The following is a 15,554-nucleotide window of genomic DNA, read 5'->3' as shown; positions in this document are numbered from 1 at the left end:
GTTCGCCGTAGACCTGGAAGCGCCGGCCGACACCCTGGAACCCGGACAGGCCCTGAACGATGGCTTCATCGCTGACGCCCTCGTCGGTGGCGATGCAGATGGTCGCCAGTGCGTTCAATACGTTGTGGTTGCCCGGCATGTTCACCGAGACATCGAGCGGCTCGCGATCTGGACGCAGCACGGTGAAGAAGGTTTGCATGCCTTGCTGGCGCACATTGATCGCGCGCACGTCGCAGTCGTCGCCGAAACCGTAAGTCACGGTCGGACGCTTCACTTGCGGCAGGATTTCACGCACCACCGGATCATCCAGACACACCACGGCCAGACCGTAGAACGGCAGGTTGTGCAGGAACTCGACGAAAGTTTTCTTCAGCTTGTTGAAGTCACCGTCGTAGGTCGCCATGTGATCGGCGTCGATGTTGGTGACCACGGCGACCAGCGGTTGCAGGTGCAGGAAGCTCGCATCGCTTTCATCGGCTTCGGCGATCAGGTAGCGGCTGGTGCCAAGCTGGGCATTGGTGCCTGCGGCGTTCAGACGACCACCGATGACGAACGTCGGGTCCAGGCCACCGGCGGCGAACACCGAAGCGATCAGGCTGGTGGTGGTGGTTTTGCCGTGGGTACCGGCGACGGCGATGCCGTGGCGATAGCGCATCAGTTCAGCCAGCATTTCTGCACGCGGTACCACCGGGATGCGGCGTTCCAGTGCAGTGGCGACTTCCGGGTTGGACGTGTTCACGGCACTCGACACCACCAGCACGTCGGCAGCGGCAGCGTTTTCGGCACGGTGGCCGATGAAAATCTGTGCGCCGAACGTTTCCAGGCGCTCGGTGACCGGCGAAGCCTTCAGGTCGGAACCGGACACTTCATAGCCCAGGTTCAACAACACTTCGGCAATCCCGCACATGCCCACACCGCCGATACCGACGAAGTGGATACGGCGGATGCGGCGCATTTCCGGTTGCGGCATGGCTTTCTGATTCTCAACCATGGGCCACCTCCAGGCAGGTATCGACGACGTTACGGGTAGCATCGGGTTTGGCCAGGCGGCGTGCCGCAGTAGCCATTTCTTCGAGTCGTTGCGGTTGCATCAGGACCTCTGTCAGGCGAGCGGCAAGATCCGCTGCGCCAGTCGTTCTTTGCGGCATCAGGAAAGCAGCGCCTTCACGGGCCAAATAATCGGCGTTGCGGGTCTGGTGATCGTCGATGGCATGGGGCAAAGGCACCAGCATCGAGGGCAGACCGGCGGCAGCCAGTTCACTGATGGTCAGCGCGCCTGCGCGACATACCACCAGGTCGGCCCAGCCATAGGCTTGGGCCATGTCTTTGATGAAAGGCTGCACTTGCGCCTCGACGCCAGCCGCGCGATAGCGCTCTGCAGTCACTTCATCGTGGTTTCTGCCAGCCTGATGGAACACGTCCGGACGCAGGTCGACAGCGACTTGCGCCAGGGCTTCAGGCAGCAACTTGTTCAACGGCTCTGCGCCCAGGCTTCCGCCGAGGATCAGCAAACGCGCCTTGCGCCCAGCCAGGGCTGGTCGCGATGTTTCGAGGAACAGCTCGGTGCGCACCGGATTACCGGTGGTCCGTCGGCTGCTCGACAGGGTAAAGGTGTCGGGGAACGCTTCACACACCCGGGCGGCGAACGGCACCAGCAACCGATTGGCGGTGCCGGCCACGGCGTTCTGTTCGTGAACGATCACCGGCACACCCGCCAGTTTCGCTGCAATGCCCCCAGGACCGGTCACATAACCACCGAAACCGACCACGCAGGCCGGCCGCAGCCGGCGAATGATCGCCCGCGCCTGCCAGACCGACTTGAGCAACATCAACGGTGCCTTGAGCAGGGACAACTTGCCCTTGCCGCGCAAACCGCTGGCGTTGATCCGATGCAATTCGATGCCGGCCGCAGGAACCAGATCGTTTTCAATACCCCGTGGCGTACCGAGCCAGTGCACGGTATAGCCGCGAGCCTGGAATTCGCGGGCACAGGCCAGCGCCGGGAACACGTGGCCTCCGGTGCCGCCCGCCATGATCAATACGTTAGCGCCCATGGGTCGGCTCCTCGGCGAAGTCGCTCTCATGGAACTCCATCTCTTCACTACCCAAATGGGTTCGACTCTCCCACTCAATGCGCAGGAGCAATCCGAGACAGGCACAGCAGATCACCAACGAGCTACCGCCATAACTGAGGAACGGCAATGTCAGGCCCTTGGTCGGCAGCAGGCCGACGTTCACGCCGATGTTGATCAGGAACTGGCCGATCCACAGGAACGACAACCCGTAGGCAACATACGCGGCGAAGAACTGCTTGGCCTTCTCGGCCCACAAGCCGATGTACATGCCGCGAATACATACGAAAACGAACAGCGCGACGGTGCACAGGGAACCGACAGCCCCCAGTTCTTCGGCGAGCACCGAGAACACGAAGTCAGTGTGGGCTTCCGGCAGGTAAAACTGTTTCTGCACGCTGTTGCCCAGGCCAACGCCCAGCCACTCACCACGACCGAACGCGATCAAGGCCTGGGACAGCTGATAACCGGCACCGAACTGGTCGGCCCATGGATCGGCGAAGTTGGTTAGGCGCGCCATGCGATAAGGCTGCATCTGAATCAACAGCACCACGGCCCCGACGGCCAACACCACCATCAACGAGAAACGGAACAACCCGACGCCGCCAAGGAACAGCATCGCCGCCGCAGCGCCCATCATCACCACGGTGGCACCGAAGTCCGGCTCCATCAGCAACAGGCCCGCCATGGGCAGCAGCACGATGAACGGCTTGAAGAAGCCCATCCAGCTTTCCCGCACTTCTTTCTGGCGACGTACCAGATAACCGGCGAGGTAGATCACCACGAACACCTTGGCGATCTCGGAAGGCTGGACGTTGAAGAAACTGAAACCGATCCAGCGCATCGAACCGTTCACTTCCCGGCCGATGCCCGGGATGATCACCATCACCAGCAAGCCGAACGCACCGATCAGCATCAGCCAGCCCAGGCGTTGCCATGTAGCGATCGGGATCATCATGGTGACGATGCAGGCACCCAGCCCCAGCACCACATAGATAAGGTGGCGGATCATGTAATACAGGGCACTGCCAGACTGAACCGCCGCCACCTCGGTGGACGCCGATGCGATCATGATCAGGCCCAGACCAATCAACGCCAGGCAACCGACAAGCATCGGGAAGTCGAGGTCGATGCCGCGCCCGGTGATCAATGGCGAAGGGTACGGCTTGATGATGTTCATCAGGCTCATGCCAGTTCCTCCACGGCTTGGACGAACTGGTGACCACGGTCTTCGTAGTTCTTGAACATGTCGAAACTGGCGCAGGCCGGCGACAGCAGCACCACGTCGCCCGGTTGGGCAGCGGCACGGCATTGCGCCACGGCTTCGACCAGTGAGCCCGCCCGAATCAGCGGCACGGCATCGCCGATCGCTTCGCCGATCTTGTCGGAGTCGCGGCCCATGAGGATCACGGCGCGGCAGTTGGCCGCCACCGGATCGCGCAGATCCTTGAACTCGGCACCCTTGCCGTCGCCACCGGCGATCAGCACGATCTTGCCGTCGATGTCCGCACCCAGGCCTTCGATGGCCGCCAATGCAGCGCCAACGTTGGTGGCTTTGGAATCGTTGTAGTAACCCACGCCGTCCAGGTCGCGCACCCACTGGCAACGATGCTCAAGCCCGGCGAAGGTGCGCAGGGCCGACAGCATGGCATCGAACGGCAGGCCGACCGCATGGCCGAGCGCCAGGGCTGCCAACGCATTGGACTGGTTGTGGGCGCCCCGAATTTTCAGCTCGCGCACCGGCATCAGGTTCTGGAATTCGAAGGCCAGGTACTTCTCGCCGTCTTCTTCGCGGATACCGAACGCCTTGAAATCGGGTTTGCTCAAACCGAAGGTCCAGCACGGCTGACCCTCGCCCATCAGCGGACGGCTCAGTGCATCCTGACGGTTGACCACGAACTGCCGGGCGCCACGGAAGATCCGGTGCTTGGCCAGGTGATAGGCCGGCAGACCGCTGTAGCGATCCATATGGTCTTCGCTGATGTTGAGTACGGTCGCCACGTCGGCGTTGAGCTGATCGGTGGTTTCCAGCTGGAAACTCGACAGTTCCATCACGTACAACTCAATGTCGTCGCTGAGCAAGTCCAGCGCCGGCGTTCCGAGGTTGCCGCCGACGGCGACACGCTTGCCGGCCGCAGCCGCCATCTCGCCGACCAAGGTGGTGACAGTGCTCTTGGCGTTGGAACCGCTGATGGCCACGATCGGCGCCTTCGCGTTACGCGCGAACAGCTCGATATCGCCGGACAACTTCACGCCACGGGCGGCGGCAGCCTGCAGGGCCGGGGTCGCCAGGGCCAGGCCGGGGCTCACGTAGAGCTCGTCGGCACGGCAGAGGAATTCGACGTCCAGCTCGCCACAACGCACTTCCACGTGCGGATAGTCACGCTTGAGCGTGGCCAGTTCCGGTGGATTTTCCCGCGTATCGGCCACGGCAAACGCCACGCCCCGGTTCGCCAGGAAGCGAACCAGGGACATGCCGCTCTTGCCGAGGCCGACAACGATGCGGAAGTGGTCAGAAGCGATCAGAGACACGAGTTTCTACCTCAGCTTCAGAGTGGCAAGGCCGACCAACACGAGAATCACGGTGATGATCCAGAAACGGACGATCACGCGCGGCTCGGGCCAGCCCTTGAGTTCAAAGTGGTGGTGAATCGGTGCCATGCGGAACACGCGGCGACCGGTCAGTTTGAAGGAGGCAACCTGAATGACCACTGACAGGGTTTCCATCACGAACACACCGCCCATGATGAACAGGACGATTTCCTGACGGACGATCACTGCAATGGTGCCCAGGGCCGCGCCCAGCGCCAGTGCGCCGACGTCACCCATGAAGACTTGCGCCGGGTAAGTGTTGAACCAGAGGAAACCCAGGCCGGCACCGATCAGCGCGCCGCAGAACACGATCAACTCACCGGCACCCGGTACATAAGGAATCAGCAGGTATTCGGCAAATTTCACGTTACCCGACAGGTAGCAGAAAATGCCCAGGCCACCGCCAACCATCACGGTCGGCATGATCGCCAGGCCGTCGAGGCCATCAGTCAGGTTGACCGCGTTGCTCGAACCGACGATCACGAAATAGGTCAGGACGACGAAACCTGCGCCCAATGGAATGCTGTAGTCCTTGAGCATCGGCAGGATCAACGTGGTTTCTACCGGAGTGGCCGCGGTCATATAAAGGAAGATCGCAGCGCCCAGGCCGAACACCGATTGCCAGAAATACTTCCAGCGGCTCGGCAAGCCACGGGAGTTCTTCTCGATCACTTTGCGGTAGTCATCGACCCAGCCGATGGCACCGAACAACAGGGTTACCAGCAACACCACCCAGACATAGCGGTTGGTCAGGTCAGCCCACAGCAGGGTGCTGACGCCGATGGAAGACAGAATCAACGCGCCGCCCATGGTCGGGGTGCCCGACTTGGACAGGTGCGATTGCGGACCGTCGTTACGAACGGACTGGCCGATCTGACGGTTCTGCAAAGTGCGGATCATCCACGGGCCATAGCACAGCGACAAAACCAGCGCGGTCAGTACACCGAGAATCCCGCGCAGGGTCAGGTACTGAAAGACCGCGAAGCCTTTGTAGAACTGTTGCAGATACTCCGCTAGCAGCAGCAGCATTAATGTTTCTCCAGACTGGTCCCGCACAAAGCGGCGACGATGTTTTCCATCGCAGCGCTGCGCGAGCCCTTGATCAAAATGGTGGTGTTTGTATCTTGCTCGGCGCCCAGGGCCTTGATCAGTTCAGCCTGAGTGCTGAAGTGAAAAGCCTGTGGACCGAAGGCGTTGACGGCGTGAACCATCATTGGCCCGACGGCGTACAGCGCAGAAACCTTGCCACGGGCGTACTCGCCCACGTCGCGGTGCCCCTGCTCCGCCCAATCGCCCAACTCGCCGATATCCCCGAGCACCAGAACGGTGCGGCCGGAAAAGCCGGCGAGTATATCAACGGCGGCGCACATCGAGGTGGGGTTCGCGTTGTAAGTGTCATCGATGACGCGCATGCCATTGCTGGCCAATTGCGCGACGGTACGGCCCTTGACCGGTTGCACCGCGCCAAGACCGGTGGCGATGCCGAACAGCGACACACCCAGGGCATGGGCAGCGGCAGCGGCGGCCATCGCGTTGGCAACGTTATGCGTGCCGAGCAGGTTCAGTTGCACGCGCTCCACACCTTCAGGGGTGTGCAGATTGAACGCCGGGCAACCACGGGCATCGGTGGTCAGGTCACTGGCAAAGAAATCGGCACTGGTGTTGCTCAAGGCGAATGTCAGCACCTTGCGTTCGCCGGCGCGCTTCTTCCAGATACCAAATGCCTTGTCGTCGAGGTTGAGCACGGCGATGCCATCGGCCGCCAGGCCTTCGATGATCTCGCCCTTGGCTTCGACGATTTTTTCCGGCCCGCCGAACTCGCCAACGTGGGCGGTCCCGGCGTTGTTGAGAATGGCTACGTGGGGTTTGGTCATGCCCACGGTGTAGGCGATTTCACCCAGACGCGAAGCGCCGAGTTCGATCACGGCAGCGGTGTGTTCCGGCGCCAGCTCGAGCAGGGTCAGCGGAACGCCGAGGTCGTTGTTCAGGTTGCCGCGGGTTGCCAGTACCGGACCGCGGGTCCGCAGGATGCTCGCGAGCATTTCCTTGACCGTGGTCTTGCCGCTGGAGCCGGTGACGGCTGCGACTTGCTGCGTGAAGGCCTGGCGATTCAGGGCACCCAACTGGCCGAGGGCCTGGCGGGTATCGCTGACCAGCAGTTGCGGCAGCGCGCTGTCGGCGACTTCGCGCTCGACCAATGCCGCCACGGCGCCTTTGACCGCGACGTCATTCAGATAATCATGGCCATCGAAGCGTGGTCCGGCCAAGGCAATGAACAATTGGCCAGGCTTGATCGCACGGCTGTCGATACTGACGCCATCGAAACTGGCATCGGCAGAAATCAGGCGAGCATTCAGTGCGCTCGTCAGCTCGCTCAGTTTCAAGGCCTTAAGCATGGGCCACCTCCCACGCGGTCAAGGCATGATCGGCCTCAACCAGATCGGAGAAGGCATGGCGCTCTCCGTTGATTTCCTGATAGTCCTCGTGACCTTTACCCGCGAGCACGATCACGTCGTCCGCTGAAGCGTCGGCGATCAATTGGGCAATCGCCTGGCCACGGCCAGCAACGAAGGTGACTTTATCCACAGCGGTGAAACCGGCGCGGATGTCATCGAAAATCACCGCTGGATCTTCGGTACGCGGATTGTCGTCGGTCACCAGCACGCCATCGGCCAGGCGTTCGACCACTTCAGCCATCAACGGACGCTTGCCGCGATCGCGGTCGCCGCCACAGCCGAACAGGCACAGCAAACGGCCTTTGACGTGCGGGCGCAGGGCGGTCAGGACTTTTTCCAGGGCATCCGGGGTATGGGCGTAATCGACCACCACCAACGGCTGATTGCCACCGCCAAGGCGCTGCATGCGCCCGGCCGGGCCTTCGAGTTTCGGCAACACCTTGAGAATCTCGTCCAGCGCGTAATCCAGGCCGAGCAAGGCACCGACCGCCGCCAAGACGTTGCTCAGGTTGAATCGACCGAGCAAAGTGCTGCGCAAAAGGTGTTCGCCTTGCGGCGTGACCAGCGTGGCACGCACGCCTTCGTCATCGAACTGCGCTTCACGGCAATACAGGTAAGCGCTGCTGTCGAGCAGGCTGTAGGTGATCAGCCGCGACTCACGTTTTTCGGCGGCCAGTTGCCGGCCGAAATCGTCATCGAGGTTGACCACCCGACACTTGAGATCATTCCAGGCAAACAGCTTGGCCTTGGCGTCGCCATACGCCTGCATGGTGCCGTGATAGTCCAGGTGATCGCGGGACAGGTTGGTCATCACCGCCACATCAAAAGCCAACGCAGTGACACGACCCTGGTCCAGGCCATGGGACGAGACTTCCATGGCGACGGCTTTGGCACCGGCCTTTTTCAGGTCGCCCAGGGTCGCTTGCACAGCAATCGGATTCGGCGTGGTGTGCAGGCCGCTTTCCAGCGCGCCGTAGAAACCGCAACCCAGGGTACCGACGATGCCGCAGTGCTGGCCCAGCAGATCCAGCGCCTGGGCAATCAGTTGGGTCACGCTGGTCTTGCCATTGGTGCCGGTCACGCCGACCAGATTCAGATGATGGCTCGGCTCGCCATAAAAGCGCCCGGCAATGTCCGACAGTTGCGCTGCCAGGCCTTTGACCGGAATCAACGGCACTTCAGTGATCGGCAGCACGGTGGCGCCTTCGACTTCGTACGCCACAGCTGCGGCGCCGCGTGCCAGAGCATCGGCAATGTGCGCACGACCATCGAACTTGCCGCCCGGCACGGCGAGGAACAAATCGCCCGCGCGTACATTGCGGCTGTCGAGCGCCAATTCACGGATCAACAGATCGTGGCCGGCGTGGGGGAAAATCTTGTTCAGACTTAATGACATCAGCCGCGCCCTCCATTGGCTTTCAGTGGAACGACCGGCGTAGCGTTCGCTTGTTGAGTAGGTGGCAGGTTGTCCGGGGTGACGTTCATCAGGCGCAGGGTGCCGGACATCACGCGGCTGAACACCGGCGCCGATACCAGACCACCGAAGTAGCCGGCCTTGGTCGGTTCGTCGATGACGACCACGATGGCGTAACGTGGATCGCTCATCGGGCCGAAACCGGCGAACAGCGAGCGATACGAGTTTTCGGCGTAACCCTTGGCACCCACCGAAGTCTTGCGCGCAGTACCCGACTTGCCGCCCACGTGATACGCCGGCACTTGCGCACGGAAGACACCGCGCGGAGCTTCGATCACTTGTTGCAGCATGGTTTGCATGGTTTTCGCGACTGTTTCGGGCAGCACTTGAGTGGTCTGCGGCGCTTTGTCGGTTTTGATCAGCGTCAGTGGTGCGAGGCGACCGTTGTTGGCCAACGCCGAGAAGGCGTGAACCAGCTGGATCGCGGTCACGGAAACACCGTAGCCGTAGGACAGCGTCGCGGTCTCGGCCTTGCGCCATTCACGGTAATTCGGCAGGTTGCCGACGCGCTCGCCCGGGAAACCCAGGCCGGTGTCCTGACCGAGGCCGACTTTCTGTGCGAGACGGAAAATCGTCTCGCCACCGATATCGAACGCGATCTTGCTCATGCCCACGTTACTGGAGTTGATCAGGATGCCTGTCAGGTCGAGCACCGGACCTTCGGTCTTGGACACGTCCTTGATGGTGTATTTACCGATCTGCAAGGTCCCCGGGTACACCTCGACGGTATCGCTCGGTTTCCAGCGTCCGGTTTCAATGGCAGCGCTCATGGAGATCGCTTTCATCGTCGAACCCGGTTCGAACACGTCGATCATCGCGCGGTTACGCATCATCGCCGGTTGCAGGTTGCGCCGGTTGTTCGGGTTGTAGGTCGGTTGGTTGACCATCGCGAGAATCTCGCCGGTCTTCACGTCCATGATCACCAGGCTGCCGGCCTTGGCGCCGTTCTCGATGATCGCATTACGCAACTCGCGGTTGGCCAGGTATTGCAGGCGCAGGTCAATGGACAACGCCAAGGGCTTTCCGGCCTTGGCGTTTTTGGTGACCTGGACATCCTTGATCAACCGGCCGCGCCGGTCCTTGATAACCTGCCGTTTGCCCGGCACCCCGGCCAGCCATTCGTCATAGGCCAGCTCGACACCTTCGCGACCGTGATCGTCGATGTCGGTGAAGCCGACCATATGCGCGGTCACTTCACCGGCCGGATAAAAACGGCGGAATTCTTCGATACCGTAGACACCCGGCACTTTCAGATCGAGCACAGACTGGCCTTGCTCAGGCGTCAGCCCGCGCACCAGGTAAATGAATTCTTTATTGGCCTGGGCTTCAAGGCGCTCAGCCAGGGCTTTCGGATCTTGCCCGAGCGCCGCGGCGAGTGCTGGCCACTTCTCCTTGGCCAGCTGCATTTCCTTGGCGTTGGCCCACAGGGTGGTCACCGGCGTACTCACGGCCAACGGCTCGCCGTTACGGTCGGTGATCAAGCCACGGTGTGCCGGAATCGGAATATGACGAACGCTGCGCGCGTCGCCCTGACCTTTCAGGAAGTCACGGTCAACCACTTGCAGATCGATGATGCGCCAGGCGATTGCTGCCACCATGACACCGAGCAAGCCCAGCACCAGACGGAAACGCCACGGAAAGAGTGCGCCTTCAAGTTTCATCATGGCGCCACCATCTGCACTTCGGCGGCGCCCGGAATGCGCATTTTCAGTTGTTCGGTGGCGAGCACTTCGATACGGCTATGGGCGGTCCAGGTGCTCTGCTCCAGAATCAACCGACCCCATTCCGCCTGCGCCTTGTCGCGCACGCTCAACTCGCCGTAAAGCGAGTTCAGCAATTGGCGGCTCCAGTGCGCGCTGTAAGACACGCCGATGGCCGACACCAGCACGCCGACAAACAGCAGCAGCATGAAAAAGCTTCCGCCGGGCAGTGGCTTGGCGAAAAGCTTGCTCACCGCAACTTCTCCGCGACACGCATGACGGCGCTACGGGAACGTGGGTTGGCTTTGAGTTCGGCGTCGGAGGCCGTCTGCGCTTTGCCATGGACTTTGATTTTCGGTTCGAATGCCACGTGGCGAACCGGCAGGTTGCGCGGCAGGTTGTCGGCTTCGCCTTTCACCAGCTTGCGCATGAACAATTTGACGATGCGGTCTTCCAGCGAGTGGAAGCTGATCACAACCAGACGACCACCGATTTCCAGGCATTCCAGAGCGGCTTCGAGGCCGGCTTCCAGATCGCCCAGTTCGTTGTTGACGTGAATACGCAGCCCCTGGAACGCTCGGGTAGCAGGGTTTTTGCCTTTTTCCCAGGCAGGGTTGGCGACTTTCAACACCTCGGCAAGATCGGCAGTGCGCTCGAACGGCTTGATGTCGCGGCGTTCTGCCACTGCACGAGCCATGCGTCCGGAAAAACGCTCTTCGCCGTATTCCTTGAATACCCGGGCAATTTCTTCCACGGGCGCGGTGTTGACGAACTCCGCAGCACTGATCCCGCGGGACGGGTCCATGCGCATGTCCAGTGGGCCATCGTTGAGGAAACTGAAGCCGCGTTCAGGGTCGTCGAGCTGCGGCGAGGACACACCGAGGTCAAGCAGAATGCCGCTGACCTTGCCCTTCATGCCGCGCTCGGCAACTTCAGAACCCAGCTCGGCAAAGCTGCGCTGCACAACGACAAAGCGGCCGTCTTCGGCCGCTAGCGTCTGCCCGGTGGCAATCGCTTGAGGATCCTTGTCAAATCCGAGCAAACGACCATCGGGACCGAGCCGGCTGAGGATCAATCGGCTGTGCCCGCCGCGCCCGAACGTGCCATCCAGATAGCAGCCATCAGGACGTACGGCGAGAGCCTCGACGGCTTCGTCAAGCAGTACGGTGATGTGGTTAAAGCCGCTATCAATAGTCACAGGATCAAATCACGCAGTTCATCAGGCATCGCGCCCGGTTGTTGAATAGCAGCCAGGTCAGCGGCAGAAACCGCATTCCAGGCATCCTCGTCCCACAATTGGAACTTGTTCAATTGGCCTACCAACATCGCGCGTTTATCCAACTTGGCATATTCACGAAGACGCGGCGGAACCAGAAAACGACCACTGCCATCGAGCTCGAGGTCGACGGCATTACCAATCAGTAAACGTTGCAGGCGGCGGTTCTCTTCGCGAAGCGAAGGCAGTGCGCGCAGTTTGGTTTCAATAATTTCCCACTCATCGAGGGGGTAAACACACAAACACGGATCAACGGCATCAATGGTGACGATCAACTGGCCGGAACTACGCGAATCGAGCTCGTCACGGTACCGGCTCGGCATAGCGAGACGGCCCTTTGCATCGAGACTGATTGCGTTGGCTCCGCGAAACACGTCAGCGTTTCTCCAAATATTAGCGTTTTGCGTTCAAAAAACCCACTTCATGCCACTTTCCGCCACTTGCGCACACTATAGGAATGCGCCTACCGCACCGTCAAGGCGCGCAGTAAAGGAAAAGCCTTACAGAACTGAGATTTAGGAGCATAAAAGGAGGGGTAACGGGAATCTGGCGGATGAAAATGACCAATAACTTGAACCAGCACGGAAGGCTGCGCCCGGAAGTTAAAGTAATTTATTAAGAGTAAGATTTTTTTGGTATTACAACCGGGGTTCTGCAGATGATTGTGTAAGAGGGGAAATTGCTATCACCGACACTCTGCTCAATGATTTAAGCAGAGGGGAGAAAAAGGTGGAGAGTCGATCTGTAAGCCGGGTTCTGTCTTGAACAGTCATTCGTCTACGATGGCCATCACTGGACATCTTTAGCAACCTACCCGGTCCCAGCGCGGGCCACGCCTTGGGACCCTATTTGGTCTTGCTCCAAGTGGGGTTTACCTAGCCACGAACTGTTGCCAGACGTGCGGTGCGCTCTTACCGCACCTTTTCACCCTTACCGGCGCCGAAGCGCTTAGGCGGTTATTTTCTGTGGCACTTTCCGTAGGCTCACGCCTCCCAGGCATTACCTGGCACTTCGCCCTATGGAGCCCGGACTTTCCTCCCCCCCCTAATTTTCATAGAGGGCAGCGACTGTCCGATCGACTCTCCGCCGCGAAGGTTAACGGCAGAGCGTGCGAAGAACAAGCGCTAAAAGCCTTCAACCACGCCTGCGCGTCGGGTTTTTACTCGCCCTTCTGTTTATCCAGAGCGACTTGATAGAGAACATTCTTACGCTCGCCGGTAATTTGCGCCGCCAATGCCGCCGCGCGCTTGAGCGGCATTTCTTCGAGTAACAGATTCAGCACGCGCATTGCTTCGCTGCTGACTGCATCTTCAGACTCGGGCACTGTCCAGCCAGCGACCAGCACCACGCATTCGCCGCGCTGTTGATTGCTGTCCGACTCGACGAACTGCCGCAACTCGCCCAGTGGCAAACCCTTCAGTGTTTCAAAGGTTTTCGTCAGTTCGCGAGCAAGCAGCGCTGGACGTTCTGGCCCGAACACCAACTCCATGTCCTGCAGGCATTCCAGAATACGGTGCGGCGCCTCGTAGAAAATCAGCGTGCGCGGCTCTTCCTTTACCAGCTCAAGACGCGCACGTCGCCCAACGGCTTTGGCCGGCAGAAAACCTTCGAAGATGAAACGGTCCGACGGCAGACCCGCCGCCGACAAAGCCGCCACCAACGCACAGGCACCCGGCACGGGCACCACATTGATCCCGGCAGCGCGAGCCTGGCGCACCAGATGATAACCAGGATCAGAAATCAGCGGCGTACCGGCATCGGAGATCAGCGCCACATCGTCACCCGCGAGCAGACGGGTAATAAAGCGACTGCCTTCATCGCGCTCATTGTGCTCATGGCACGCTGCGAGCGGCGTTGGAATGCCGAAGTGCTGCATCAAACGCTGGGAGTGACGAGTGTCCTCGGCGGCGATCAAGGCAACATCACGCAGGATCTTCAGCGCGCGCGCACTGATGTCGTCCAGGTTGCCGATGGGCGTCGCCACCACATAAAGCGAGCCAGCAGCGGAATTCAAAGCACCTGGAGCAGTCAAAGCGCACACCTCATGATCGATAAAGCGGGCATTGTAACCCGTAGCGGCGCTTGCGATACGCGCGAGCAATGCTCGCTTTTGCCGCGTTTTGTGCCGCACAGCAACAATTGCGCAAGCTAAATTGATCGATTCACGCCACTAACATCGCGCCCCGGCCAGTGCTTGGGTACAATTCCACGCTAATTTGATCGAGTATCAGGAACACTTACATGATCGCTTGCCTGCGGCTGTTCACTGCCCTCTGCCTCGCTGCCTTGCTGGCGGCTTGCGCCAGCTCGCCCTCCTCCAGCCTTGGCGAACTTCCACGGACCCCGGATGCCAGTATCGAGCAACTGCTCGAGAAGGCCGCCCAGAGCAAATCGCCGGAGGATGCAGCATTGCTGCGATTGAGCGCAGCTGACCTGGCCTACCGCCAGGGTAATGCCGCCCAGTCCGCACAAATCCTGCAACAAGTACCCGTCGAGCAACTCAAGCCCGGCCAGCAGGTATTCGCCAGCACACTGGCCGCCGAATTGGCGATGACCCGCAACCAGCCGAAAGCCGCGTTGACCGCCTTGAGCCATCCGAGCCTGCAACGCCTGGGCGAATTGCCCGAAGAACAGCAGGTCCGCACCGGCACCGTTCGCGCCCGCGCTCTTGAAGCCGACGGCCAGACCCTGGCTGCCGCACGGGAGCGGATCTTCATCGCGCCGATGCTCAAAGATGAAGCAGCCAGCAAAAACCATGAAGCGATCTGGGTATTGATCGCCTCGCTGCCGACCGATCAATTGCAGCCCAACACCACCGATGACCTCGGCGGCTGGATGGGCCTGGCACTGGCGGTGAAAACTGCCGGCACCCTGGAACAGCAGCAGGCTGCCATCGACAACTGGCGTGAGCAGAATCCGAAACACCCGGCCGCCGCCCAGTTGCCACTGCCACTGACCAAACTCAAGGAACTGGCCAGCCAGCCCCTGAGCAAAATAGCGTTGTTGCTGCCACAAGACGGCCCACTGGCCTCGGTGGGCAAGGCGCTGCGCGAAGGCTTCATGGCCGCTCACTATCAGGCCCAACAAGCCGGGCAGAAGCCGCCAGCCATCGAGTTCTATGACAGCTCGAAACTGTCCTCCCTCGACGAGTTTTATCGCAAGGCCCAGGCAGACGGCGTGCAACTGGTCGTCGGTCCGCTTGAGAAGCCACTGGTCAAACAGCTGAGCACTCGCCCGCAACTGCCAATCACCACCCTGGCACTGAACTACAGCGAAGGCGAACAAGGTCCGCCCCAGCTGTTCCAGTTCGGGCTTGCCGCTGAAGACGAAGCCCGCGAAGTCTCCCGCCGCGCTCGCGCCGACGGCCTGCATCGCGCTGCCATCATGGTGCCGAAAGGCGAATGGGGCGATCGCGTGTTGCGTGCGTTCAGCCAGGACTGGCAAGCCAACGGCGGCAGCATCGTTGCCACCGAACGCGTCGACCAGCCAGTGCAACTGGCCCAGCAGATTGCCGACATGTTCCAGCTGCGTCAGAGCGAAGGTCGCGCCAAGAGCCTGCAAAGCACCGTAGGTTCGCAGGTCGCCGCCCAGCCTTCCCGTCGCCAGGATATCGAGTTCATCTTCCTCGCTGCCACGCCGCAACAGGCCCAGCAGATCAAGCCGACCCTGAACTTCCAGTACGCCGGCGACGTTCCGGTCTACGCCACGTCGCACGTGTTCAGTGCCAGCGGTGATGCAAACCAGTACAACGACATGAACGGCATCCGCTTCTGCGAAACCCCATGGTTGCTGGACGCCAATGATCCGCTGCGCCAACAAGTCACGGCACAATGGCCGCAAGCCGCCGGTAGCCTGGGCCGCCTGTACGCAATGGGCGTCGACGCCTATCGCCTGGCGCCACGCCTGGGTCAACTCAAGGCGCTGCCGGATAGCCGCATCGAAGGCCAGTCGGGCAGCCTCGGCATGACCCAGAACCAGCGTGTC

General features: G+C 60.8%; 13 protein-coding genes and 1 other RNA gene. 1 reads left to right on the top strand and 13 read right to left on the bottom strand.

The genetic code is table 11. The features are described from left to right. From murC to rsmI, 13 genes are all read right to left on the bottom strand, one after another. A partial coding sequence (murC, locus tag D8V06_RS09615; RefSeq protein ID WP_130930866.1) for a UDP-N-acetylmuramate--L-alanine ligase occupies positions 1 to 991 on the bottom strand: 991 nt, incomplete at its 3' end. Beyond that, positions 984 to 2,054 carry an undecaprenyldiphospho-muramoylpentapeptide beta-N-acetylglucosaminyltransferase gene (gene murG / locus D8V06_RS09610; protein WP_056853196.1) on the bottom strand — a complete coding sequence of 357 codons (1,071 nt, stop codon included), beginning with the start codon at positions 2,052 to 2,054 and terminating at the stop codon, positions 984 to 986. The genes murC and murG, both read right to left, overlap by 8 nt. Next, positions 2,044 to 3,255, bottom strand: a complete 1,212-nt coding sequence (gene ftsW / locus D8V06_RS09605) for a putative lipid II flippase FtsW (protein WP_177336556.1) — start codon at positions 3,253 to 3,255, stop codon at positions 2,044 to 2,046. The genes murG and ftsW overlap by 11 nt, the downstream gene beginning before the upstream one ends. Positions 3,256 to 3,257: 2 nt before the next feature. Further along, positions 3,258 to 4,604: a UDP-N-acetylmuramoyl-L-alanine--D-glutamate ligase gene (gene murD, locus D8V06_RS09600; protein WP_130930864.1), complete on the bottom strand. Its 1,347-nt coding sequence runs from the start codon at positions 4,602 to 4,604 to the stop codon at positions 3,258 to 3,260. Between the two features lie 6 nt (positions 4,605 to 4,610). Continuing rightward, positions 4,611 to 5,693 (bottom strand): phospho-N-acetylmuramoyl-pentapeptide-transferase, encoded by a 1,083-nt coding sequence (mraY, locus tag D8V06_RS09595; protein ID WP_056853199.1) that lies wholly within the window; start codon positions 5,691 to 5,693, stop codon positions 4,611 to 4,613. Further along, a complete protein-coding gene (murF, locus tag D8V06_RS09590; protein WP_130930863.1) occupies positions 5,693 to 7,060 on the bottom strand; it encodes a UDP-N-acetylmuramoyl-tripeptide--D-alanyl-D-alanine ligase in 1,368 nt (455 codons plus the stop codon). Before murF ends, mraY begins: the two co-directional genes overlap by 1 nt. Then, positions 7,053 to 8,516 (bottom strand): UDP-N-acetylmuramoyl-L-alanyl-D-glutamate--2,6-diaminopimelate ligase, encoded by a 1,464-nt coding sequence (locus D8V06_RS09585; protein WP_130903603.1) that lies wholly within the window; start codon positions 8,514 to 8,516, stop codon positions 7,053 to 7,055. The genes murF and D8V06_RS09585 overlap by 8 nt, the downstream gene beginning before the upstream one ends. After that, a complete protein-coding gene (locus D8V06_RS09580; protein WP_177336557.1) occupies positions 8,516 to 10,255 on the bottom strand; it encodes a penicillin-binding protein 2 in 1,740 nt (579 codons plus the stop codon). Before D8V06_RS09580 ends, D8V06_RS09585 begins: the two co-directional genes overlap by 1 nt. Beyond that, a complete protein-coding gene (gene ftsL, locus D8V06_RS09575; protein ID WP_056853203.1) occupies positions 10,255 to 10,548 on the bottom strand; it encodes a cell division protein FtsL in 294 nt (97 codons plus the stop codon). The genes D8V06_RS09580 and ftsL overlap by 1 nt, the downstream gene beginning before the upstream one ends. Continuing rightward, positions 10,545 to 11,486: a 16S rRNA (cytosine(1402)-N(4))-methyltransferase RsmH gene (gene rsmH, locus D8V06_RS09570; protein WP_130903641.1), complete on the bottom strand. Its 942-nt coding sequence runs from the start codon at positions 11,484 to 11,486 to the stop codon at positions 10,545 to 10,547. The genes ftsL and rsmH overlap by 4 nt, the downstream gene beginning before the upstream one ends. 2 nt (positions 11,487 to 11,488) lie before the next feature. After that, positions 11,489 to 11,944: a division/cell wall cluster transcriptional repressor MraZ gene (gene mraZ / locus D8V06_RS09565; RefSeq protein WP_007917012.1), complete on the bottom strand. Its 456-nt coding sequence runs from the start codon at positions 11,942 to 11,944 to the stop codon at positions 11,489 to 11,491. Between the two features lie 355 nt (positions 11,945 to 12,299). After that, positions 12,300 to 12,653: RNase P RNA component class A (rnpB, locus tag D8V06_RS09560), an RNA gene on the bottom strand. 76 nt (positions 12,654 to 12,729) lie between these two features. After that, entirely contained in the window at positions 12,730 to 13,602 is an 873-nt protein-coding gene (gene rsmI, locus D8V06_RS09555; protein ID WP_056853205.1) for a 16S rRNA (cytidine(1402)-2'-O)-methyltransferase, read from the bottom strand. Between the two features lie 209 nt (positions 13,603 to 13,811). On the opposite strand from rsmI, the gene D8V06_RS09550 reads away from it, so the two are divergent. After that, a partial coding sequence (locus D8V06_RS09550; protein WP_130930862.1) for a penicillin-binding protein activator occupies positions 13,812 to 15,554 on the top strand: 1,743 nt, incomplete at its 3' end.

Origin of the sequence: Pseudomonas sp. Sample_24 (assembly GCF_004307605.1) — a bacterium.
In the GTDB taxonomy this organism is placed as follows: Bacteria; Pseudomonadota; Gammaproteobacteria; order Pseudomonadales; family Pseudomonadaceae; genus Aquipseudomonas.
Note: the sequence above shows the minus strand (reverse complement) of the source record. Positions and strands in the feature narration are given on the sequence as shown.

Coding starts and splice junctions, on each gene's coding strand:
- murG (WP_056853196.1), bottom strand. CDS start 2,054: ATGGGCGCTAACGTATTGATCATGGCGGGCGGCACCGGAGGCCACGTG.
- mraY (WP_056853199.1), bottom strand. CDS start 5,693: ATGCTGCTGCTGCTAGCGGAGTATCTGCAACAGTTCTACAAAGGCTTC.
- murF (WP_130930863.1), bottom strand. CDS start 7,060: ATGCTTAAGGCCTTGAAACTGAGCGAGCTGACGAGCGCACTGAATGCT.
- D8V06_RS09585 (WP_130903603.1), bottom strand. CDS start 8,516: ATGTCATTAAGTCTGAACAAGATTTTCCCCCACGCCGGCCACGATCTG.
- D8V06_RS09580 (WP_177336557.1), bottom strand. CDS start 10,255: ATGAAACTTGAAGGCGCACTCTTTCCGTGGCGTTTCCGTCTGGTGCTG.